At 33.5% G+C, this 18980-nt stretch carries 27 protein-coding genes and 1 pseudogene; 25 read left to right on the top strand and 3 right to left on the bottom strand.

Going from position 1 to position 18980, the window contains the following annotated elements; all coding sequences use genetic code 11:
* The 8 genes from BCI01S_RS01430 (at window position 1) to BCI01S_RS01395 (ending at window position 4521) form a co-directional block, all read left to right on the top strand.
* Window positions 1-570 (top strand): histidine phosphatase family protein, encoded by a 570-nt coding sequence (locus BCI01S_RS01430; RefSeq protein WP_061796330.1) that lies wholly within the window; start codon window positions 1-3, stop codon window positions 568-570.
* Between the two features lie 21 nt (window positions 571-591).
* Window positions 592-1317 carry a class I SAM-dependent methyltransferase gene (locus BCI01S_RS01425; protein ID WP_061796328.1) on the top strand — a complete coding sequence of 242 codons (726 nt, stop codon included), beginning with the start codon at window positions 592-594 and terminating at the stop codon, window positions 1315-1317.
* A 115-nt stretch (window positions 1318-1432) separates the two neighbouring features.
* On the top strand, window positions 1433-1618 hold the full coding sequence (locus tag BCI01S_RS01420) for a PspC domain-containing protein (RefSeq protein WP_061796326.1): 186 nt from the start codon (window positions 1433-1435) through the stop codon (window positions 1616-1618).
* 22 nt (window positions 1619-1640) lie between these two features.
* Complete coding sequence (locus BCI01S_RS01415; protein ID WP_061796323.1) at window positions 1641-2459, top strand: pentapeptide repeat-containing protein; 819 nt, start codon at window positions 1641-1643, stop codon at window positions 2457-2459.
* A 158-nt stretch (window positions 2460-2617) separates the two neighbouring features.
* On the top strand, window positions 2618-2800 hold the full coding sequence (locus tag BCI01S_RS01410; RefSeq protein ID WP_047940533.1) for a hypothetical protein: 183 nt from the start codon (window positions 2618-2620) through the stop codon (window positions 2798-2800).
* Between the two features lie 150 nt (window positions 2801-2950).
* On the top strand, window positions 2951-3235 hold the full coding sequence (locus BCI01S_RS01405; protein ID WP_047940534.1) for a 4a-hydroxytetrahydrobiopterin dehydratase family protein: 285 nt from the start codon (window positions 2951-2953) through the stop codon (window positions 3233-3235).
* A gap of 633 nt (window positions 3236-3868) precedes the next feature.
* Window positions 3869-4069, top strand: a complete 201-nt coding sequence (locus BCI01S_RS01400; protein WP_047940535.1) for a helix-turn-helix transcriptional regulator — start codon at window positions 3869-3871, stop codon at window positions 4067-4069.
* Window positions 4066-4521, top strand: coding sequence for a hypothetical protein (locus BCI01S_RS01395; protein ID WP_061796322.1), 456 nt, complete (start codon window positions 4066-4068; stop codon window positions 4519-4521). The genes BCI01S_RS01400 and BCI01S_RS01395 overlap by 4 nt, the downstream gene beginning before the upstream one ends.
* Before the next feature lie 146 nt (window positions 4522-4667).
* On the opposite strand, the gene BCI01S_RS01390 is transcribed toward BCI01S_RS01395, so the two are convergent.
* Window positions 4668-5234, bottom strand: a complete 567-nt coding sequence (locus tag BCI01S_RS01390) for a non-canonical purine NTP pyrophosphatase (protein ID WP_061796320.1) — start codon at window positions 5232-5234, stop codon at window positions 4668-4670.
* A 517-nt stretch (window positions 5235-5751) separates the two neighbouring features.
* Here BCI01S_RS01390 and BCI01S_RS01385 point away from each other — a divergent pair.
* The 7 genes from BCI01S_RS01385 (at window position 5752) to BCI01S_RS01355 (ending at window position 9386) form a co-directional block, all read left to right on the top strand.
* Window positions 5752-6126, top strand: a complete 375-nt coding sequence (locus tag BCI01S_RS01385; RefSeq protein ID WP_061796318.1) for an iron chaperone — start codon at window positions 5752-5754, stop codon at window positions 6124-6126.
* A gap of 20 nt (window positions 6127-6146) precedes the next feature.
* Window positions 6147-6809, top strand: coding sequence for a DUF1801 domain-containing protein (locus BCI01S_RS01380; protein ID WP_082809989.1), 663 nt, complete (start codon window positions 6147-6149; stop codon window positions 6807-6809).
* A gap of 199 nt (window positions 6810-7008) precedes the next feature.
* The gene (locus tag BCI01S_RS01375) at window positions 7009-7395 is read left to right on the top strand and encodes a VOC family protein (RefSeq protein ID WP_061796316.1); all 387 of its coding nucleotides are present in this window, start codon (window positions 7009-7011) and stop codon (window positions 7393-7395) included.
* A gap of 90 nt (window positions 7396-7485) precedes the next feature.
* The gene (locus tag BCI01S_RS01370) at window positions 7486-7668 is read left to right on the top strand and encodes a hypothetical protein (protein ID WP_061796314.1); all 183 of its coding nucleotides are present in this window, start codon (window positions 7486-7488) and stop codon (window positions 7666-7668) included.
* Window positions 7669-7889: 221 nt separating this feature from the next.
* The gene (locus BCI01S_RS01365; RefSeq protein ID WP_061796312.1) at window positions 7890-8372 is read left to right on the top strand and encodes a DUF2975 domain-containing protein; all 483 of its coding nucleotides are present in this window, start codon (window positions 7890-7892) and stop codon (window positions 8370-8372) included.
* Window positions 8373-8382: 10 nt separating this feature from the next.
* Entirely contained in the window at window positions 8383-8598 is a 216-nt protein-coding gene (locus tag BCI01S_RS01360) for a helix-turn-helix domain-containing protein (protein WP_047940541.1), read from the top strand.
* A 2-nt stretch (window positions 8599-8600) separates the two neighbouring features.
* Window positions 8601-9386, top strand: coding sequence for a DUF817 domain-containing protein (locus BCI01S_RS01355; RefSeq protein ID WP_047940709.1), 786 nt, complete (start codon window positions 8601-8603; stop codon window positions 9384-9386).
* A gap of 97 nt (window positions 9387-9483) precedes the next feature.
* Here the strand turns inward: BCI01S_RS01355 and BCI01S_RS01350 are convergent, their stop codons facing one another.
* On the bottom strand, window positions 9484-9759 hold the full coding sequence (locus tag BCI01S_RS01350; RefSeq protein WP_061796309.1) for a helix-turn-helix domain-containing protein: 276 nt from the start codon (window positions 9757-9759) through the stop codon (window positions 9484-9486).
* Window positions 9760-10107: a hypothetical protein gene (locus BCI01S_RS01345; protein WP_047940542.1), complete on the bottom strand. Its 348-nt coding sequence runs from the start codon at window positions 10105-10107 to the stop codon at window positions 9760-9762. It abuts the gene before it with no gap.
* 379 nt (window positions 10108-10486) lie between these two features.
* Between BCI01S_RS01345 and BCI01S_RS01340 the strand changes: the two genes are divergently transcribed.
* From BCI01S_RS01340 to BCI01S_RS01295, 10 genes and pseudogenes are all read left to right on the top strand, one after another.
* Window positions 10487-11182 (top strand): DUF4176 domain-containing protein, encoded by a 696-nt coding sequence (locus tag BCI01S_RS01340; RefSeq protein WP_061796305.1) that lies wholly within the window; start codon window positions 10487-10489, stop codon window positions 11180-11182.
* Window positions 11182-11391 (top strand): hypothetical protein, encoded by a 210-nt coding sequence (locus BCI01S_RS01335; RefSeq protein ID WP_047940543.1) that lies wholly within the window; start codon window positions 11182-11184, stop codon window positions 11389-11391. Before BCI01S_RS01340 ends, BCI01S_RS01335 begins: the two co-directional genes overlap by 1 nt.
* 25 nt (window positions 11392-11416) lie before the next feature.
* Window positions 11417-11719: a hypothetical protein gene (locus BCI01S_RS01330; protein WP_061796303.1), complete on the top strand. Its 303-nt coding sequence runs from the start codon at window positions 11417-11419 to the stop codon at window positions 11717-11719.
* 2 nt (window positions 11720-11721) lie between these two features.
* Window positions 11722-13551, top strand: a complete 1830-nt coding sequence (locus BCI01S_RS25865; protein ID WP_235844420.1) for an HNH endonuclease — start codon at window positions 11722-11724, stop codon at window positions 13549-13551.
* A 21-nt stretch (window positions 13552-13572) separates the two neighbouring features.
* Window positions 13573-14046, top strand: coding sequence for an SMI1/KNR4 family protein (locus BCI01S_RS01320; RefSeq protein WP_061796301.1), 474 nt, complete (start codon window positions 13573-13575; stop codon window positions 14044-14046).
* A gap of 878 nt (window positions 14047-14924) precedes the next feature.
* Window positions 14925-15389 (top strand): hypothetical protein, encoded by a 465-nt coding sequence (locus tag BCI01S_RS01315; RefSeq protein ID WP_061796299.1) that lies wholly within the window; start codon window positions 14925-14927, stop codon window positions 15387-15389.
* A gap of 515 nt (window positions 15390-15904) precedes the next feature.
* Entirely contained in the window at window positions 15905-16417 is a 513-nt protein-coding gene (locus tag BCI01S_RS01310) for an Imm6 family immunity protein (protein ID WP_061796297.1), read from the top strand.
* A gap of 264 nt (window positions 16418-16681) precedes the next feature.
* Window positions 16682-17182 (top strand): annotated as a pseudogene (locus BCI01S_RS01305) (T6SS immunity protein Tdi1 domain-containing protein); the annotation flags it as partial.
* Between the two features lie 576 nt (window positions 17183-17758).
* Entirely contained in the window at window positions 17759-18232 is a 474-nt protein-coding gene (locus BCI01S_RS01300) for a toxin-antitoxin system YwqK family antitoxin (protein ID WP_047940548.1), read from the top strand.
* 70 nt (window positions 18233-18302) lie between these two features.
* Window positions 18303-18842 (top strand): hypothetical protein, encoded by a 540-nt coding sequence (locus tag BCI01S_RS01295; protein ID WP_047940549.1) that lies wholly within the window; start codon window positions 18303-18305, stop codon window positions 18840-18842.
* Window positions 18843-18980 lie beyond the last annotated feature (138 nt).

The raw sequence follows: 18980 nt of genomic DNA, 5'->3' as shown, positions 1-18980 counted from the left end.
ATGATAACATATATTTACATGGTAAGACACGGTGAATCGTCAAAAGCCCAAGGAACAGAAAGAACAAGAGGGTTAACAGAAAAAGGAAAAGAGGATTCTGAACGTATAAGCAAAATGCTACAAAAGGAAGAAATTGATCTTTTTGTTTCCAGTCCTTATCAACGTGCTATCTTAACCATTAATGATTTAGCTGCAGCCTTGGGCAAAGAGGTGTTCATTATGGAAGACTTAAAAGAAAAAGTGTTTAGTCTAGATGCCGTTCCATTAACTAATAATGAATTGTATCCATATCTTAGTAAGTCGTTTTCGAATCCAGATTATGCCTTAGCTGGAGCTGAGTCTAATAGAGTATGTCAAAAACGGGCAATAAAGGTTTTAAAACAGTTACTAACTACATATGTAGGAAAAAAGATCGTAATTGGAACCCCTGGGGTAGTAATGACGTTAATGATGAGCTACTACGATAGGCGGTTTGATTTAGATTTTTTACTTCATACGACAAAGCCAGATATTTACCGGATGAAATTTATGAAAAATGAATTAGTAGAAGTGGAAAGATTATGGGAGTGATTTCAAGGGGAGGATTTTCTTATGAATGAGCAAAGTGCGACTAATAAAGCAGCATGGGAATACCGTGCCTATGAATTTTGGATAAAGCGAGATGGCCACCCAAAGGAAAAAGCGAAAGAAATAAGGAAAAACCCTCGAGCATTTTTAGAGAATGTCGAGAACAAAAAGATAGCAAATCTATGTGGGTCAAATGGTAGGAAAGCAGTGCCATTAGCACTGTTAGGAGCTGAGGTGACAGTCTTTGATCTATCAAAGGAAAATGAACGATACGCGAAAGAGCTAGCGTATTATGCTAATACGTCCATAAATTATATGGTAGGAGATGTTTATGACATCAATTTACAATCATACGGAGAAACGTTTGACATTCTCTATTTAGAAGGTGGAGTACTCCATTATTTTTATGATTTAGATAAACTTCTGTCCCTTTTATTTTCCCTTTTAAAAAAGGGTGGCACAATGATTCTAAGCGATTATCATCCTTTGCTGAAATGCTTGAATGAGGATTTCTCGGCGAAGCATGCTTATTTTGATACGGAAATACATACAGGCGATATCGCATATAAACATTTTTTCCCTGAAGAAGAGCAAGTTGGTTTTCCCGATGTTTCTCTCCGCTTTTATACACTTAGCGAAATTCTTAATGCAGTTATTACGGCTAGGTTTACAATCGATCGATTTGAGGAACACCGTGGTTGGAAAAAGGAGAATATCCCTTGGGAATTTACACTTATTACAAGGAAATGATGATAAAGACACAATTAGTTGAAGAAGAATGAAATCAATTTCTTGAAAAGTTCTGAAATGAGAAAAAAGGATAATGAAATTTCACATGCTTATTTGATGAAATGGGAGGGTTAGGATGAATCGCAAAATGAGGAAATCCCAAAATAATAAAGCGATTTATGGCGTTTGTGGGGGGATAGGTGAATTTCTTGGTATTACGCCATTAGGTATTCGCTTAATCTTTATAATTACTATACCAATATCCATTCTTATTTATATTATTTTAGTAAATAGTATGTCTGATTCACCGAGAAGCTTATAAATAATTACTAGGAGTTTTGGAAATGATTAATGCGTTAAAGTCAGATTGTCAAAATTGCTTTGGATTATGTTGTGTAGCATTGCCATATGGAGAATCAGCAGATTTTCCCTTTGATAAAGAGAGTGGAATGCCATGCAGAAATTTATGTTCAGACAATGCTTGTTCCATCCATGATAAATTGAGAAAAACAGGATTCCGCGGTTGTGTATCATATGAATGCTTCGGTGCGGGGCAGCATGTATCTCAAACCATTTACAAGGGGGAGGACTGGCGGAGGGGCAAGCATGCAGAAGAAATGTTCCTTATCTTTCCGCTTGTTCAACAACTACATGAAATGCTCTGGTATCTAAATCAAGCACTTACGTTAAAGGAAACTTCTTCTTTTCATGACAAACTTCAACGTATTTATGATGAAACCGTTGAACTAACCGAGAGAACACCGAAAGAGATTTTAACAATTGATCTTAATTCTCATCGAAGGAAAGTTAACGAGCTCTTAATTGCTTCAAGCATAAAGTATAGAGAGAGTTGGATGAATAAAGGGAGAAAGAGATTAAAAAATAAATCGGACTTTATAGGGGCTAATTTAAAAGGATTAGATTTACAAGGGGAAAATTTTCGAGGGAAGCTCATGATTGCTGCTAATCTAAGGAATAGTGATTTGCGGGGAGCTGATTTTATTGGTGCAGATCTACGAGACGCTGACTTAAGGGCAGCAAACCTGGAAGCTGCGCTCTTCCTTACACAATCGCAAATTAATTCCGCTATTGGCGATGTTCATACTAAAATACCAAACTATTTTGAAAGACCCAAACACTGGATAGAGAGAGAGATTTTGTGAATATTTATGGAGCTTTTTTATGGAATGCGCTCTTTCTTAACTGAAGTCATAAACCGGCTTCAGTTTTTTTATTTAAAAGGAAAGGACAAATTTAGAAATGCATACATATTCATATAGCTACTAGTTGTTGGATCATTCTTAGAAAGAGGCGATAACGCATGGTGAGACTAAATACTTTATATCAGCATAAAGTAAAGGGCTGGCAATCAAAACAAGTTATTTATCAAATTCCTCCCTCCATTGGAGAAACAATTGTCATTGAAAAAGCTTATTACAAAATTGTGAATATCATCCATTACAGTGAGGAGGGCTCTGTAGAGGTAATAGCGGACACTGAATAATAACTTACGGGAAAAAGGTGTAAGATAGGTAGAAATATTTGTTGTTTTGTGATGAATATATACCCATTGTTTCCATTATCCCAATTAAAGATGTCTAATTATCTCCATTTAAGCTATAATAGTAATAGACACACTCGAAAAGGAGAATGTATGAAAACAAAGGCTAAGATTAAAGGTGTAAAGTATAGCACAGATTACAAATTTCCAAGGTATAAAGTGAAGTTAGAAACGCCTGAGGGGAAAGTATTAATCATTGCCTTCGATCATACTTTAGCTTCCAAAACAAAAGGGTATGTTCCATTAAATGTTAATTATGATGGAGAAGACATGGGGAATAAATTGTCATGGTATTCTAAAAAAATTGAAAATATGACCATTAATGACTTTCTAAGAATATTGGCTGGTAAGATTGATAAGTTTTATAAAGTTAGTTAAGGTGATTCTCTGTTTGAGAGTTTTTTTTTTATTATCATAAAGATAACGCTTACAAAAAAAAGGAGTCGCTTCATATTATATATTAGATAATCGAATAGGATAGGAGCATGTTATATGATATTCGAGGCGTTTCCATTGTTAGTGAAGTTTTTATTTTACCTAATATTTATTTTATCGATGAATCCTTCTTAACAGGAGTAATTTGCTATGTTTAAAGAAAAATCTTGTTATTGAATACAAAATATTCAGATGCAAAATGATTGGCTGAATTCTTAACTGAATTTAGCTTTTTTATTTATCAAGTAATTATGATGGAGAGGAATAAAGAGTAATTATCATTACGGAAGAAAACTTATTACCCTTAAAAAGTGAATCCTACGGTATAACTATATCGTCTAACTAGCGAATCTATAAGGGGGGGGAAGAAGTGATTTCGAAAAAACATAACAAATTTTTTAGTATGAGAATAAAAGATGTAATTTTCAGTTTAAATGCGTGATTAGACAAAGAGATGTTATTGTTGCTAAGGAATTATAATTTTCAATGTAAGATTTATCTTGCATTTTATAAATATATAATGTAAGATAAATCTTACATATTGTTAAATATATATTTCATTGTGTAGGTGAGTATATGGCAAGTAAAATGAAACTAGCAAGAATAGAAAAAGGTTTAACACAAGAACAGCTTGCAAAACGAGTGAATGCTACTAGGCAGACTATCGGTTTGATTGAAAAAGGAGAATACAATCCTAGTTTGAATTTATGTATTGCTATTGCTAAAGAATTAAATACAACATTAGATGATTTATTTTGGGAGGTCGAGTTGTCATGAGATCTTGGATATCTTTTTTAATACCTAATGATGAATATAAGGAAAAAAGGATTTTGTACTTTTTTTCAGAAGGAGCAATAATCCTTTTGCTTATCCTTGCAGGAATGCTTATACTGAATAACTATGTTAATTTAGATGCTAAAACATCTCTATTACTACCTATTGCTATATTTCTCCTTTATGTGTTAGGGCGGTATATACTATCTGGCATTGAGTATGCAGATATTGCAACAGAAGATTCTTATAAGAAAGAATTAAGAAGTATTGTGATGAAAACAAGTAGTTTTGTCATTTTATTTTTCTTGTTTTATGCTATTTTTTCAGGTTTTCCAGCCAATATAAATGAATGGATGGAAACAATTATGTTAATAGTGTTCGCAGGTTTGCTATGGTTTTTCGTTAACTACATTTCTTTAAAACGTTCTTATAACAAAAATAAGGATTTGCTATAAACAATTTATATGTTCATTTGTTAAATAATAAAATAAACTAAGATTATGAAGATAATAGAATCCAAGCATTCCTTGTTTGCTTTTTCGGTGCAAGAACATATTGTGTTTAAGTATGTTCTTGCACCGCTTTTATTAGATTTTCTCTATCACAACGCTTCAAACCATTTTCCAAATTTACGAATACAGGACTCTTCTTTCTTTTCTTCATATATATGGAAATCATCTTCCGTAAATTCAGCAAGTGTTTTATTTAAATGTTTGGGAATGAAAATATACCAGAGATCAGACCATTTTTTATCATTATCTAAACCTCTTATTTCTTCAGCTATCGTTCCTTGTGATTTGCTCTCAAAGTAGGTTATTTGTTCACCATCATAATAGGCCAAACAAGATCTAAATTCGCAAGCACGGTTATTTTCCTCTTTTAGTAATTTCAATATACCAGTAATACCGATAGTATCTAACATATGGTTTACATATGCTCTAGGAAAACCGTTTAATTCTTCGATGAAAAAACCAGTATCTAAAGCAACGCATGGTCTCTTAACGATTTCATATGCTTGCAAGACTTTTTGTTTAGCAATCTCTTTAATATCGTCAGTACGTGGCTCGCTTAACTCTTCCTGTATAGGAGTCACTTTTATATTTTTTAATTCCTTTTCAGCAGATGCAATTTTTCCTTTGTTGGTTGTTACAAATATAATTTCCTTCATCAAAGTGTCTCCTTGTGTTTGTATATTACTTATTGAATTTTACTGTTCTTTTAATATAACAAAATTTATAGAAGAAAAAAGAGAATTTTAGCTAATCGGTAAAGAACTTTTAGAGCAAGATTAAAATAGAATAACTTTTCATATAATGATCATAAGGGAGGGAGAAGAAGAATCCGATTGTCTTAATGATAATAATAGGATTGGTTGTTCTTACAGATTGTTTTTGGCTTGATAGAAATAAAAGCAGATGGGGATGGATGAAAAACTGGTCTAGCTTTGGCAAGGGGCTATTCTTTTCAGTGTTTATTATCATTTCTATGTTAATTTATGTTGGATTAAGTGTAGTATATTTTTAAGGATAATAGCTAAGACAATAAGTATAAAGAACTTATAACTATAGCAAAAGTGTTGAATCTTAACCTTCTTTGTATCTAGAATAACAAATGAATATACGATATGATAGACTCAGAATCAAAATAAGATTAAGTGGCAATAGAATGTATGTTGGAGGATAAATATGGAAGTATTTGCAGATTTTTTAGCAGGGATTGATAATCCAGAGCATCGGTCTCGAACAGAAGAGGTTTTACAGTGGGTAATGAAGAAATTCCCCAATTTAGTTCCGAAAATGGCTTGGAATCAGCCGATGTTTACAGATCATGAAACATTCATAATTGGCTTTAGTATTGCAAAGCAGCATTTGGCAGTTGCACCTGAACGAGCGGGAATCATCCAATTTTCAGAAGCAATTGTGCAAGCTGGCTATGATCATACGAATCAGCTCGTACGAATAAAGTGGGACAATCCCGTTGATTTTTCTTTATTAGAAAAAATGATTGACTTTAATATTACTGATAAAGCAAATTGTAAGACATTTTGGAGAAAAGAGTAATAATAGAAGGGTGTACTCGTATGACAAATAGAAAATTAAATCCTCAGGTGGAAGAATATTTAAGCAAAGATAGCAAATGGCAGGAAGAATATGTGAAGCTAAGACAGCTTGCTCTTGAGTGCGAAGAACTGACCGAAGAATTTAAATGGATGCATCCATGCTACACTTATAAAAATAAAAACATTGTGCTTATTCATGGATTTAAAGAGTATTGTGCCCTGTTATTTCATAAAGGTGCTCTCTTAAAGGATCCTCAAGGAATTCTAGTCCAACAAACAGAAAATGTCCAGGCAGCACGGCAAATCCGCTTTAAGAATTTACAAGAAATAGTGAAAAGGGAATCTGTCATAAAAGAATATATTCTTGAAGCAATTGAAGTGGAAAAATCCGGTTTGGAAGTGACGATAAAAGAGCATAAAGAATTCAGTATTCCTGAAGAACTTGAAATGAAATTTGAAGAAATACCAGCATTAAAAACAGCTTTTGAAGGATTGACACCAGGACGCCAAAGAGCATACATTCTTCATTTTTCCCAGCCAAAGCAAGCAAAAACAAAAGTAACAAGGATTGAAAAAGCAATGGAGAGAATCCTAAATGGCAAGGGATTAAATGACTGTATTTGTGGCCTTTCCCAAAAAATGCCTAATTGTGATGGATCACATAAGTTTGTTGGCAAGAAATGAATGACTTCAATGAGAAGATTGTCTTGATTTCACACGAACTTCCTTTTTGAACTGAAAGAAAAAGCGTAATAAAGAGTTATAAACTGCCTTATTAAGGTGCATTTTAGATAATATAAGCTAATGGGTGTTGGAACTTTCTTTATCATAATAGATAAAAATACTGGAGGACAATATTTTCAGAATTTGGGAGGGAAATTGAATGAACTTTAAATCTCCACAAATTATTCTGTATGTGAATGATATAGACAAATCAAAACAATTTTATCAAAAGCTTGGATTCACACAAACCTTTGTAGCGGAAATCGAGGGAAAACCAGTACATTATGAACTTTTATTGGACGGTTTTAATTTAGGAATTGCAACAAAAGAATCTGCACAAGAAGTACATGATTTAAAGCCTGGAAAAAATAGGGGTTGCGAAATCGTGTTATGGACAGAAGATACAGATTCAGCTATTCAATATATAATAGAAAATGGCGCCACCCTGTTATCTGCCCCACATGATTTTTTAAAGGATTTACGAGCAGGGTGGGTGCAAGATCTCGATGGGAACCCAATTCAAATTGTTTGTAAAAGACAGATTTGAATTGCCCTGATATAGAAATGGCAAATAAAGAAGGAATTTTCTGTCTAAACATAGAATTATTCATAAAAATATGTTTAGAGAGGTGTAAGAATGGATCAAATTAGTTGTATTTCCTACATATTGCATCAGTCTCACGAAGAAAACATACGAAAAATAGCAATTGATTTGTTAATTGGAGACATTTCGTTAAAAGAAGCAGAAAGAATTTCTCCTGAAGTAAAGAAAGAACTGAAGAAGGCAGAAGCATTGTATAAAAACCAGCGGATTGATTGAAAGGCCGTTTCCGTATTTGTACAAGACTTTATGTTTGTAACAGGATAGTTTATTGATAAATAATTTTATTGTTAAAGTATTTCTTTTTATAAGAGATACTTTTTATTTTACTCTTTTTTATTATAAACAATAAAAAATAAATAATTAATAATAAAAATTTATTGTAAATCGATAAATCGTATGATAAATTCAAATAGAAATAAAATAGTGAGGTGTTTTTGATGAAACAAGTATCAACGCTCTTTTTAAAGATTGCTGTTATTCTTATTGGCGTACCTATTCTGGCCTTATGTATCTTTTTAGTACCAGAAATCGGAAATTTTGCTGCTGAGTTGTATCCTAATGATGCTTATTTAAAATATTTGATAATGCTTGATTTTTATGCAGCAGCATTTCCCTTCTACTTCGCATTATATCAAGCATTTAAACTGTTAAACTATATTGATAAGAATGAAGCATTTTCGGAGTTGTCCGTTAATGCACTAAAGAAAATAAAAAACTGTGCCATTTCTATAAGCGCGATTTTTGTGTTGGGATTGCCGTTATTTTACCTCTTAGCAGAAAGGGATGATGCGCCAGGAATTATTTTAATTGGACTTGTTCTGATTTTTGCTTCGATGGTCATTGCCGTTTTTGCTGCAGTACTTCAAAAGCTATTAAAAGAGGCAATTGATATAAAATCAGAAAACGACTTAATCGTCTGAGGTGATATAAATGGCAATTATAATAAATATTGATGTAATGTTAGCAAAAAGAAAAATGAGTGTAACAGAATTATCGGAAAAGGTTGGAATAACAATGGCTAATCTTTCTATTTTGAAAAATGGAAAGGCAAAAGCAATCCGTATTTCAACATTAGAGGCAATATGCAAAGCATTGGATTGCCAGCCAGGCGATATACTGGAATATAGAAACGAAGAGGAAATCTAGTGATAAGAGCATTAAAGCAGCTTATTTGTTTCGGATGGCAACAAGCTTTAGCTTGTGTTTTTCCTGTAGCTATTTTTGCGTCACTGGCAATGACAAAAATGATAGAACTTCCCTTGTTACCAAGATACGATTGGCTGCTTCTTATCTGTCTTTTTATGCAGTGGGTGATGGTCCGTACTGGTTTGGAAACGATTGATGAGTTAAAGGTTATAACCGTTTTCCATTTGATTGGACTTGCCCTTGAGCTTTTCAAGGTTCATATGGGTTCATGGTCTTATCCAGAAGCGGGCATTACAAAAATTTTTGGCGTCCCTCTCTTTAGTGGCTTTATGTACGCAAGTGTTGCGAGTTTTTTATGTCAGGCATGGAGGAGGTTAAAGGTAGAGCTAGTAAATTGGCCATCTTTTTTAGTTGTTGTGCCACTTGCTGCTGCTATATATTTGAACTTTTTCACCCATCATTTTTGGATAGATATTCGTTGGTATTTATCTGGATTGGTCCTAATCGTGTTTTGGAAATCATGGGTATTATACAAGGTAAATGGTATTAGATATCGAATGCCGCTAGCACTCTCTTTTGTACTGATTGGATTTTTTATTTGGATAGCGGAAAACATTGCAACTTATTTTAGTGCATGGGAATATCCCAATCAAAAAGATGCTTGGAGCCTTGTTCATGTTGGGAAAGTGAGTTCATGGCTATTATTGGTGATAGTTAGCTTTCTTATTGTGGCAACTTTGAAGCTGGTTAAGGGGAAAAAAACCAGCTTAAATAATAATGAGAAATAAAAAGCGTAAACAGATAGCTCCTTGATGGGAATGAAGTCTTGGAGCTATTATTAAATTGATTTTAGTTTTCCTCATTAGCTTCATTCGAGTACACTTCTTATCCTACTCGGATCCATTTCATCATATTTTGTTTATCTGGATAAGTTTCCTCTAAGTAATTGTATTTTTCTAAAAAGGCTTGTCCCTTTTTCGTTAATCTAGCTGGTTTTATGGAGAAAAAGGGATCGATTCTTAGTACTCTTTCAATAAATCCTTCATTTTCTAAAAAAAGGATGAAATTTTTAAATTGCCGCTGTTGCATATCATAATCTTTTGCTGTCGGTAAAGCAATGCCCTTATGTATCTCTCTTAGAATGCTGTAGGCAGCCCTCATTTAGAAATCATTTCGAGTAATCGCATAGATAAAACTGCAAATACTCCCAATAAAACCAATCCATAAATGAACGGAGATTTCCGTATCAAGTGTTCCAGAAAATATAATAGAAATGGCAACACCGTATATAAATCCTATCATTATGGCAAACAATCGGTTATATCCTTCTATTTTAAAACAAAGCTCCATTATGATGGTCTGGATTAAAATAATGAAAAATCCACTAATAGACAGAAAAATAAGAGCTTCAAAAAGTTCATCTATCTTATTTTCTATTAAAAATAAGATAGCATAAAGAAATAGATAACAAAAAAAGCTCGCGAAAAAACCTTTCATCACATTTATCATAAAAAAATCCTCTAATTTATTTTTGAACTATTCTATATTTTACCAAAGAACAGAGCTAATATGTTTTAAAAGCAATAAAATAATAAATCCATCTCATCCCTATAAGGGTCAAGGATTGCAGGGATTTCAAAAAATATACTAAGGAGGATAGAATCTGATTTAGAAAATTTAGTAGGAAAAAGCAAAATTAGCCTTTGATTGAGTCAGTCTTTCCGGCTTCAAAATTATTAGTAGACAGCATTTGAATGAAGGGGTATTTAGGAAAATAAAGGAATATAAGTAGGTCTTTGGTATTTAGCTATTTTTAACCTTATCATTTCCAATTCCCTCATTTATAATATATGTATGTAAAATATTTACATGGCAGGGAGGGAGCCATTTGAATGATAGAAAACAGTTAAAGGCGTTGGCAATGAAAAAAATAGCTCAGCTCATGGTTTCTTTATCCGATGAATCAAAGGGGAAATATCGTGCGGCAATCCATGCGTTTGCTGACTTATATTTGGAGGACGAGCTCGTCTTTCGGGAACTCTATTTTGCTTATAAGCAAGGGCTCCGTTCCTATGATATAAAGAGCACTAACCAGGAAATCATTTATTATAGAAAAGAGGATAAGGAGCATGTGATTCAATTTAGACAGTCCCATTATCGTTTACAGGACAATCTTTTCTTCCCCTTCGTTACTTCCTGCATGGAAATAATGAGAGAAGTGCTGCCATTAGGGTCAGTTGTGGAACTGAATCCACTTTACTTTCTGCCAGAACAGCAAACTTCTTCAGCAGCCAAAATTGTCATCACCAAGCGTTATACCGTTCCAACAGGTTATCAAACGTTTTTTCCGTACGGCGGTGTGGTTTATCCTGTAGGAGAAATGAAGAAAGATGCCATCCTTTATTTCACAGAGCCTTTGATTACAAATGTCATACATATGGGTTTTAAAGATGAGATGGAAGAAGCATTTGAACTGCTTATGAAAGAAGAGCTAGTTGTAGAAAAAAAGATGACATCGATTGAGTTTTCCGCACAGGACATGCAATCGTTACAAGTGGAAATGGAAAGAGCTGGTGAAAGATAATGGCAAACTATACGTCAAGCTTTTCCTCTAGCTTAGTATCAAATATGATCTCTTTTTTGGAAGATGCCAAAGAGGGCATACAGAAAAATTTTGAGCAAATGGACTTAGAAAATGCCTCTGTGGAAGAAGAGATGCGGGAAAAAATAGAAGAAATGATTATAGAACTGAATCGACTGATTGTCGCTATTGAATCCGTTCCTTTTAGATGAGAAAATAGGAGAGAGGAGTTTACCATTGGGAACCGCACAGATAAAGATGGATATCCGTGAGTTACAGGCTACTTTACAAACCCTGCAATCCAGTATCGATGAGTTTAGTAGTTACACAGACACCTTTCGTACGGGCACAAGAAATCAGCTGAAAAACTTTCATTCTGATTTCATTGATAAAGTAGATGCTATTCTGGATCATATGAATAATGATGTAAATAAAGAGTTAGTAAAAAATATGCATGCTGTCTATACAGCCGGTAAAAGCATATTGGAAGAAATGACAAAGGCAGACGAAGAAATCAGCAAGGACATTCGGAGCGGCTAGTCATGAAACGGGACTTAAAAATTAACTATGGGATTCTGGATCAGATCATTGAACAGCTTCATACATATAAGCGGGCTCTTCATCAGATGCAGACTTCTCTGCATACGATAGCTGGCTATACAGAGAGGAACGCGGGAAAGAGCCTGGAAGCCTGGGAAGAGCTCATGCAGCAATCTAAGAAAAATATCCAAAGCTATCAGACGCAAATAGAGGATTTATTAACATTGTTTGAAAACTATGTGGCTGATACAACGGCCTATATTAGCCCTATTTCCAGAAACAGCATGATGAGAGTCGATCGGAACGATATTTGGGGAAATCTCACCCAGATTGAATGGGGAGTAACCTATAGACTTAGCCGCGCCATTCAGGAAACATATCGGTCCCCCAGCCTTCTATTTAGTCTGTTTGACGATACAGATCCGGAAGAAAAAGAGCGAAGCAGATATAATAAACAACAGCTGGAAAGCATTCGAAATGATATGGAATCTGTTCAATCCAAGCTAAAAAATAAAATGGAAGAGCTGTGGGATCTCTATGAGTCAAAAGTAAAAAAGTATGAAAACACAGATGATGAATATGCAAACAAGGCCTCTCGGGTCAAGGATCGCTATACAACCTTCTCTGAAAGGGTAAGCGATGTGATTTCTGTAACAGCAGAGGGAGCTTGGGATTTTGTAAAAGGTCTCGCAGTAGCGATTTATGAGATAGCCAAAGGCCTTATTACGCTTGTGATCGATGCTGGAATCGTGGCCGCATCAGGAATAATTCCAGATTCTATAGAGCCAGATTTTCTAAAAAAAGCTTCTACGAAAAGGATAGAGAGTGCTACAGAAACACTCGATGCGATTATACACGATCCCGTAATCGTCCTTGAATCGATGGCGCAGTCTATAACAGACACCGCCGAAAAAGAAGGGATTATGTATGTATCGGGGAGTGCAGCCACTTCCTTCCTCCCATATGTCGGCCAAGCAAAATACCTAAAGCTGTTAAAAGGAGAAAAAAGTAAAAATAAAGCCAACGAAATCCGTTCAGCCATTTCACAAAAAACAACAAAATCGCTCCAACGAATCGATGGAAGCAAGAAAGAGAACAGCCTATGGCCTAATGGTATAAAAAATAGTGGAAAACAATATGTCCAAGAAGTTACCCACTTCTTTAGACAAAACCTTATGCCCAATCCGTCCTTCCAACTAAGTACAGCGAATCAGGCTCCTATCAATGTGTGGAGCAGAGCCACAATAGAAAATCGGATGGATTCAATCGTTCCGGCCTCTTTGAGGAAAGTGGAAGGGAAGGGAACTACTAAGGGTACAGTTAAAGATAAGGGAGTTAGTGAAACTAATTTAAGAAATATTGATGATTTTATAAATGGTAACAAGAAATTTGATGAAGTCATTGAAGACTATGCAAAAGTATATAAAGAACATGTTGATTTAAACAAACCTTGGTCTTGGGATGATACTATTCCGGGTGGAGATAGCTTGTCTTCTGTTCAAAAAAGAAAGATAAAAGAAATGGCTATAGAAAAAGGACATATTCCTGAAATAAAGGTTACAAAAGCAGATGGTATGAGGTATGGATTTGCCGACTTTGCAAGTGCAGGTGTTGTAGAAGAGACTGTTCAGCTACCAGAGAGATTTTGGAAGTTATCGGATAAAGAACAGTTTAAGTGGTTAGACGAACAAATAGGTGGTACAAGAAAAGGGATGACGTGGCATCATACGGAGGTTCCTGGTAAAATGGATCTAGTCCCCTTTGGCATTCATAATATTACACCTCATAATGGTGGAAGGACAAAAGGTATGTGGGCAGACGCTCCAAGATAATAATATTGAGGAGGTATAGTAATGGAATTTAAGGATGGTTCAATAATTTATCCCTTGCCGGACGATACTTTGCTTTCTGAAAAGGAAGGTAAGTGGAGAATAAATTTACCAGAGACGTATAAAGAATTTATAAAAAAATATAATGGTGGTACTCCTATAAAGGATAGTTTTAAGTGTAATAGCCATATTTATGCGATTGATAGGTTTTTATGTATTTTAAAAGTAACCGGTGAAAGAGATGATGAGTATTACGATATAGGAGTAGTTAGAACACAACTAGACGAAAGAATTGTTTTTGATGAAAATTTAGTAGGTACTGAACTGCTACCAATAGCTGTTTTATTTGCAGGTGACTTTGTTTGCTTAGACTATCGTAACAATGTTGAAGAGCCTATTGTATGCGTTTGGAATCATGAAGAGTCTTCAGATTTAAATCCTATAACATATATTGTAAGTAATAGCTTTGAAGAATTTCTAAATATGTTAACAGAATAGATACTTGTTGGTAGTATCTAAACCTTGATATAATGCCCGTAAGTTAGTAACACTTATTTAATTTACTTTAAGCACTTGATTGTCTAATAGGCAACAGGTGCTTTTTGTTTTTTGTGAGAAATTTATGCTTTGGTCTACATGAAAAATGCTAATGAAAATTCATAACTCATGATGGTTATACCATCAAGGCATTTGTTTTAATACTGTGTTTGTGAAAATAATAAGATAAATAGGTGAGACTACATTTTTACATGCAAAGAGGACTTATTATACTACAAAACCACAAACTAAAGACAACAATGACAAAGCTCGTAGTGCTAAACGATACAGATACATAAATCTAGTAAAAAGAAAGTGAGGATTTTTGAGTGAGACAAAAAGAAAATGATTTACATGAAAATCGAAAGCTCATGATGGTTGTACCATCAAGGAGTATCGTTTTAATACTTGGCGGGACTGAATAAGAAAGAGAAATGGGCGAGATGACATTTTACATAGCAGGGGTAGTTATGATATGGAATGGTTGACAAACTAATGATGAGGTAGAGTTGGAAGCAAAAGAAGTAGGGGTAAAAAGTAAGTAGTTGACTCGAATGCACCCAACAAGGAAATAGTATCGAGAAAATTTACTCAACTTAGTGAAGTGCAAGAAAAAAACAGCTAAGAGTTACTTAAATGAAATCACAAAAAACATTCTTCGGGTTCTAAAATAACAAATGGGACTTTTAATTCTAACGCTTTCAAAGAAGGGCGACTTAAAGTGAATTAATATTAGAAATACCTGTACAAAATAAACCAATTCAGCAAATAATTCTTGATGAGGCAGCAAAAAGCAGGATTATTATTAGGGATATTAAGGGGAAGGTGTATAATTGACTATGAAAATTTATTATTGTGACGAATGGTCGGACATCAAAAAGAAGCCTTGGAACATACTTGATGTCCGTACTGCATACACATACCATCAAAAACAAGAACCATATACGGCGGTATTATTAGAGGATGAGAAACCTAAGTATATTGTAAATGTTACAAATGAATGGGTTTCGTTAGGGTTTTATGATGACCTGATTCGTAAATATTTAAATTATGATTTTGAAGTTATGAGTGATGGTAAGATTTTTTTAAGAACAGCCATGTATTGGGAATATGATGATGAAACTGACATAGAAGTAAGCACCTTGATTTTGGGCTTCCGAGAAGATGGCTTTATAGCAATGGAAAAGAGAGATTTAAAGACCGGTTCAGTCGAGGAGCGCGAAACTAGCGATATCCTTGAAAGAAACTGGGATGTATTTCCTGAATTTGGTCATTACAATTATTTGTGTAAAGAGGAAAGATAACGTGTTTAGAGTACTCTAATGCTTAAATTAGTTATACGAAAGGGTTTACGTGTACATAAAGCAAGTGAATTAAAATACAATTAAGATATTTGAGTTGGACAAAAAGAGCAATGATATGTTTGAAAAATAGAGACTTCATGAAGGTACTGCACATCATGGAGTTTTATTTTATATAGGATTGATAAAAAAGTACGAAAATTGGATGATTTGACATTTTACATGGTGTGGGGGACTTATGATACTGCAAAACCCGCAAACTAAAGACAATGACAAAGCTCGTGGCGATAAACAATAGGGTAACGTGAAATATAAGTTGTATTATTACTAGAGATGGTCGTATAGTACTCGCTATTCGTTTAAATAGCATTACGAAAATTAACATTTATGTAATGAGAGGTTAAAATACGTTAAGATAAAATCGAAGTAACATCAGAAATGGGTGAAAGCATAAAAATAACTAGTAGGCTTAATTTAATGATTAAAAATGGAGATTAATGATTAGTGGGAGGTTAATTATGGAAAATGCTAACTTTAGTAGTTTAACAGAAGATGGTAAAGTAATATTTTTCCTTGGACTCTCAGAAAAAGTTTTGTCGGTATTTTCTCGCAAGGAAGATCAAATGTTAGCCCAAGAAGTTATATATAAATGTTGGGAATGGCTAAAAGGGAAAGAAAATATAGGGGTTATTCTTTATGAATTATTAGATAATGAGGAAAATGGTATAACAATAATTCAAGAAATGTCAGATAATGAAACAGACGTCATAGCTTGGAATTGTGTTATTGATGCAGTTGCTTATATTAGTAGAAAAGCATTTGAAAGAGAAGGTGTCAAATATTATCCAGAACCAATAGCTTTAGTTGATGATACATTAGTAGACCATTTTATGGATTGTTTTGGAAAATGTGTAGAGAATGCAGATAGTTATATTCAAAGAATAAATTTTTTATTGGATAATTATAAGAATGGGAATATTGCGAATGATTGGCGGACAGAAATTTTAAAGGAATTACAACTATACAATTAACTATGACTCTATTATTATATGAACTTTCTTGAAAAGTGCTACAGAAACGGTCGATGCGATTATACACGATCCAGTAATCGTTCTTGAATCGATGGAATCAAGTAAGAGAACATCCTATGGCGTAACGACATAAAAAATAGTGGAAAATAATATGTCAAGAAGTCACCAAAGAATACTTATTTGAATGTAAAGTTGACAAATTAAATTAAGGGAGCATTTTAATTGGATACCTTTGAGAATTTTTTATAACATCATACTGTTGATCAAAGGATTATCTTAAAATATAAAGATAAACTTCCGGGAGAACTGATAGAAGTATGGTATAAATATGGTTTTGGAACATTATTAAACGGTTTTTTAAAATTAATTAATCCAGATGAGTATTTGGATATTTTAGAAAGATGTTATAGAAGGTACGAACAAGCAATTCCAATTTTTACGACCTCGATGGGTGATATTATAGTGTGGGAAAAAAATAAATATGTTAACTTGTTGAACTTTAGGAAAGGACTCGTGCACATTGTTTCATCTGGCTTTAATTTCTTTTTTGATGATTTAAAGGATAATGACTTCATAAATGATGAATTACGGTGGGAACCATACCCTAAAGCTTATAGTAAGTATGGTAGACCTGATTATGACGAATGTTTTGGATACACTCCTTTACTAGGTCTAGGTGGATCTGAAAAAGTAGAAAATCTAAAAAAGGTAAAAATAAGAGAACACATTCTTATTATTACAGAATTTATGGGACCGATTAAATAGAACCAATCTCAAGATAAGCACTTGATCACATTTAAGGTATCAAGTGCTTGTTTGTATGTAATATGCTTAGTTAAGCGAATGAATAATACTGCTTGAAATAGAGACCCCATGATGGCAATACCATTATGGAGTACGGTTGTAATACTAACTAAAGATACGGGCTCCTTTTTGTAAAGCACTTAAACTAAAATGAATAATAATGCACGTGCGCTAAACAATGGATAACCAAAAAAGGTTACATAATGTACAATTTCTGCAACGGTAGGGTGAAGAGGTTGAACGTTGTTGGGTATAGACGTGTTCAACGTAAGTACAAGCAAGAGATGGATAAAGTTTTAAATATCAAGTAAAGGAAATTAAAGCCTACTGTGATGAAAACGACTTGATGGATGTTTTTAGAGATGAAGGAATTAGTGGCGAGGTCTGATGCGAAGCTGGAAGAATTTATGGTATATTTAATCCGTGCAAGGAAGCTCAATAATTTCATGCCAAAAGGGTACAAAAAGAAAAAGATAAGATATCCACACTATGCATACATCATAGCCTGATCTTAATATATACTAGAGGTGCTTAATTATGGAAAATGATAGTAAATATACAAAGGATTTTGTCTTGAAAAACGGTGTAAACTTTGATGATTTATGGTTTACTTCATATAGTGACGAGATTCTTGATAACCCTGAAGATGAAGGTGGAAAGCCATTTACCGGATTAGCATTCGAACTGTACGAAAATGGGAATCTAATTTATTTTTGTTTCTATAAAGATGGATTAGCTCATGGTTTAAATCGCGAATTTTATGAAAGTGGAAAAATAAAATGTGAAGAGTACTTTAAATATGGACTAGTTAATGGAAAAAGTATTTGTTGGCATGAAAATGGAAATGTTAAATCGACAAGTGAAGTCGAGTTATCAATTGAATTGAACTATAAAGAATGGGACGCTAATGGAAAACTTATTATGGAAAAGGAATTAGAACAAGATAAAGAAAATACCCAATATGCTATTTTATTAACAAGAAGAGAAATAAATCGTAACTTAGGTAGGTAAGAAATCATTGAATAATAGATTTGTTTGAATTTAGAATATAAACATTATGCAAAAATAGAATGAGAAAGTGGTGTTTTCGTTGTTATTAAAACCGGAGTATGCCCAAAATATAATAGTCGGGGTAAAAACTTCTTCTCAATTCTCATGGTATCTAACAGAAAGAGATGTTTGGATACTAGATATAGTAAAATATAAAAAATTATATGAAAAAAATGGATTTAGTTTTGATATGGACTTTGCTCTTTCTCTAAGAAATAACATTTCAGTTGTAAATGAAAAGACTTATCGTCTCTATTTACAAGAATATACTGATAATATCGTACCGTCTTCAGAATTAAAAAAGTTAGTTGATCATCAAGATTATGGAAGTACTATTCTAGAATTGAGGCCATCATTATTTATAGACTTTAATCAAAAAAAGCTTCTCTCCCTTTATCCTGAGCTATTACCTTTTGAAAATTATGTTCCTAATAATTGGACAGGGATTCGTGATGATTTTACTAGTTATATTCCTGAAGAGGATAGATACTGGATTTTTGATAATATTAATTACATAGACAAACTTTTTAATGAGAAAGAGAGTAAAGGAAAAATAAACCTCAGAAGATGATAGGTAATAGATAAAATTTATCACTTCTGGACATTGACAGTGATAGGGAGGCCAAATAAATACTTACTAACAATTTTCAAGATACTTTTAAAAAACACAGAAGATTCTATTCTAAAGTATTAATTAGATATAGTTATA

This window comes from Niallia circulans NBRC 13626 (genome assembly GCF_001591585.1).
Taxonomy (GTDB): Bacteria; Bacillota; Bacilli; order Bacillales; family Cytobacillaceae; genus Niallia; species Niallia circulans.
Note: the sequence above shows the minus strand (reverse complement) of the source record. Positions and strands in the feature narration are given on the sequence as shown.

Bases quoted from the DNA above. Each gene is read 5' to 3' on its own strand.
- BCI01S_RS01430 (WP_061796330.1), top strand. From the start codon at position 1: ATGATAACATATATTTACATGGTAAGACACGGTGAATCGTCAAAAGCC.
- BCI01S_RS01425 (WP_061796328.1), top strand. From the start codon at position 592: ATGAATGAGCAAAGTGCGACTAATAAAGCAGCATGGGAATACCGTGCC.
- BCI01S_RS01420 (WP_061796326.1), top strand. From the start codon at position 1,433: ATGAATCGCAAAATGAGGAAATCCCAAAATAATAAAGCGATTTATGGC.
- BCI01S_RS01415 (WP_061796323.1), top strand. From the start codon at position 1,641: ATGATTAATGCGTTAAAGTCAGATTGTCAAAATTGCTTTGGATTATGT.
- BCI01S_RS01410 (WP_047940533.1), top strand. From the start codon at position 2,618: ATGGTGAGACTAAATACTTTATATCAGCATAAAGTAAAGGGCTGGCAA.
- BCI01S_RS01405 (WP_047940534.1), top strand. From the start codon at position 2,951: ATGAAAACAAAGGCTAAGATTAAAGGTGTAAAGTATAGCACAGATTAC.
- BCI01S_RS01400 (WP_047940535.1), top strand. From the start codon at position 3,869: ATGGCAAGTAAAATGAAACTAGCAAGAATAGAAAAAGGTTTAACACAA.
- BCI01S_RS01395 (WP_061796322.1), top strand. From the start codon at position 4,066: ATGAGATCTTGGATATCTTTTTTAATACCTAATGATGAATATAAGGAA.
- BCI01S_RS01390 (WP_061796320.1), bottom strand. From the start codon at position 5,234: ATGAAGGAAATTATATTTGTAACAACCAACAAAGGAAAAATTGCATCT.
- BCI01S_RS01385 (WP_061796318.1), top strand. From the start codon at position 5,752: ATGGAAGTATTTGCAGATTTTTTAGCAGGGATTGATAATCCAGAGCAT.
- BCI01S_RS01380 (WP_082809989.1), top strand. From the start codon at position 6,147: ATGACAAATAGAAAATTAAATCCTCAGGTGGAAGAATATTTAAGCAAA.
- BCI01S_RS01375 (WP_061796316.1), top strand. From the start codon at position 7,009: ATGAACTTTAAATCTCCACAAATTATTCTGTATGTGAATGATATAGAC.
- BCI01S_RS01370 (WP_061796314.1), top strand. From the start codon at position 7,486: ATGGATCAAATTAGTTGTATTTCCTACATATTGCATCAGTCTCACGAA.
- BCI01S_RS01365 (WP_061796312.1), top strand. From the start codon at position 7,890: ATGAAACAAGTATCAACGCTCTTTTTAAAGATTGCTGTTATTCTTATT.
- BCI01S_RS01360 (WP_047940541.1), top strand. From the start codon at position 8,383: ATGGCAATTATAATAAATATTGATGTAATGTTAGCAAAAAGAAAAATG.
- BCI01S_RS01350 (WP_061796309.1), bottom strand. From the start codon at position 9,759: ATGAGGGCTGCCTACAGCATTCTAAGAGAGATACATAAGGGCATTGCT.
- BCI01S_RS01345 (WP_047940542.1), bottom strand. From the start codon at position 10,107: ATGATAAATGTGATGAAAGGTTTTTTCGCGAGCTTTTTTTGTTATCTA.
- BCI01S_RS01335 (WP_047940543.1), top strand. From the start codon at position 11,182: ATGGCAAACTATACGTCAAGCTTTTCCTCTAGCTTAGTATCAAATATG.
- BCI01S_RS25865 (WP_235844420.1), top strand. From the start codon at position 11,722: ATGAAACGGGACTTAAAAATTAACTATGGGATTCTGGATCAGATCATT.
- BCI01S_RS01320 (WP_061796301.1), top strand. From the start codon at position 13,573: ATGGAATTTAAGGATGGTTCAATAATTTATCCCTTGCCGGACGATACT.
- BCI01S_RS01315 (WP_061796299.1), top strand. From the start codon at position 14,925: ATGAAAATTTATTATTGTGACGAATGGTCGGACATCAAAAAGAAGCCT.
- BCI01S_RS01310 (WP_061796297.1), top strand. From the start codon at position 15,905: ATGGAAAATGCTAACTTTAGTAGTTTAACAGAAGATGGTAAAGTAATA.
- BCI01S_RS01300 (WP_047940548.1), top strand. From the start codon at position 17,759: ATGGAAAATGATAGTAAATATACAAAGGATTTTGTCTTGAAAAACGGT.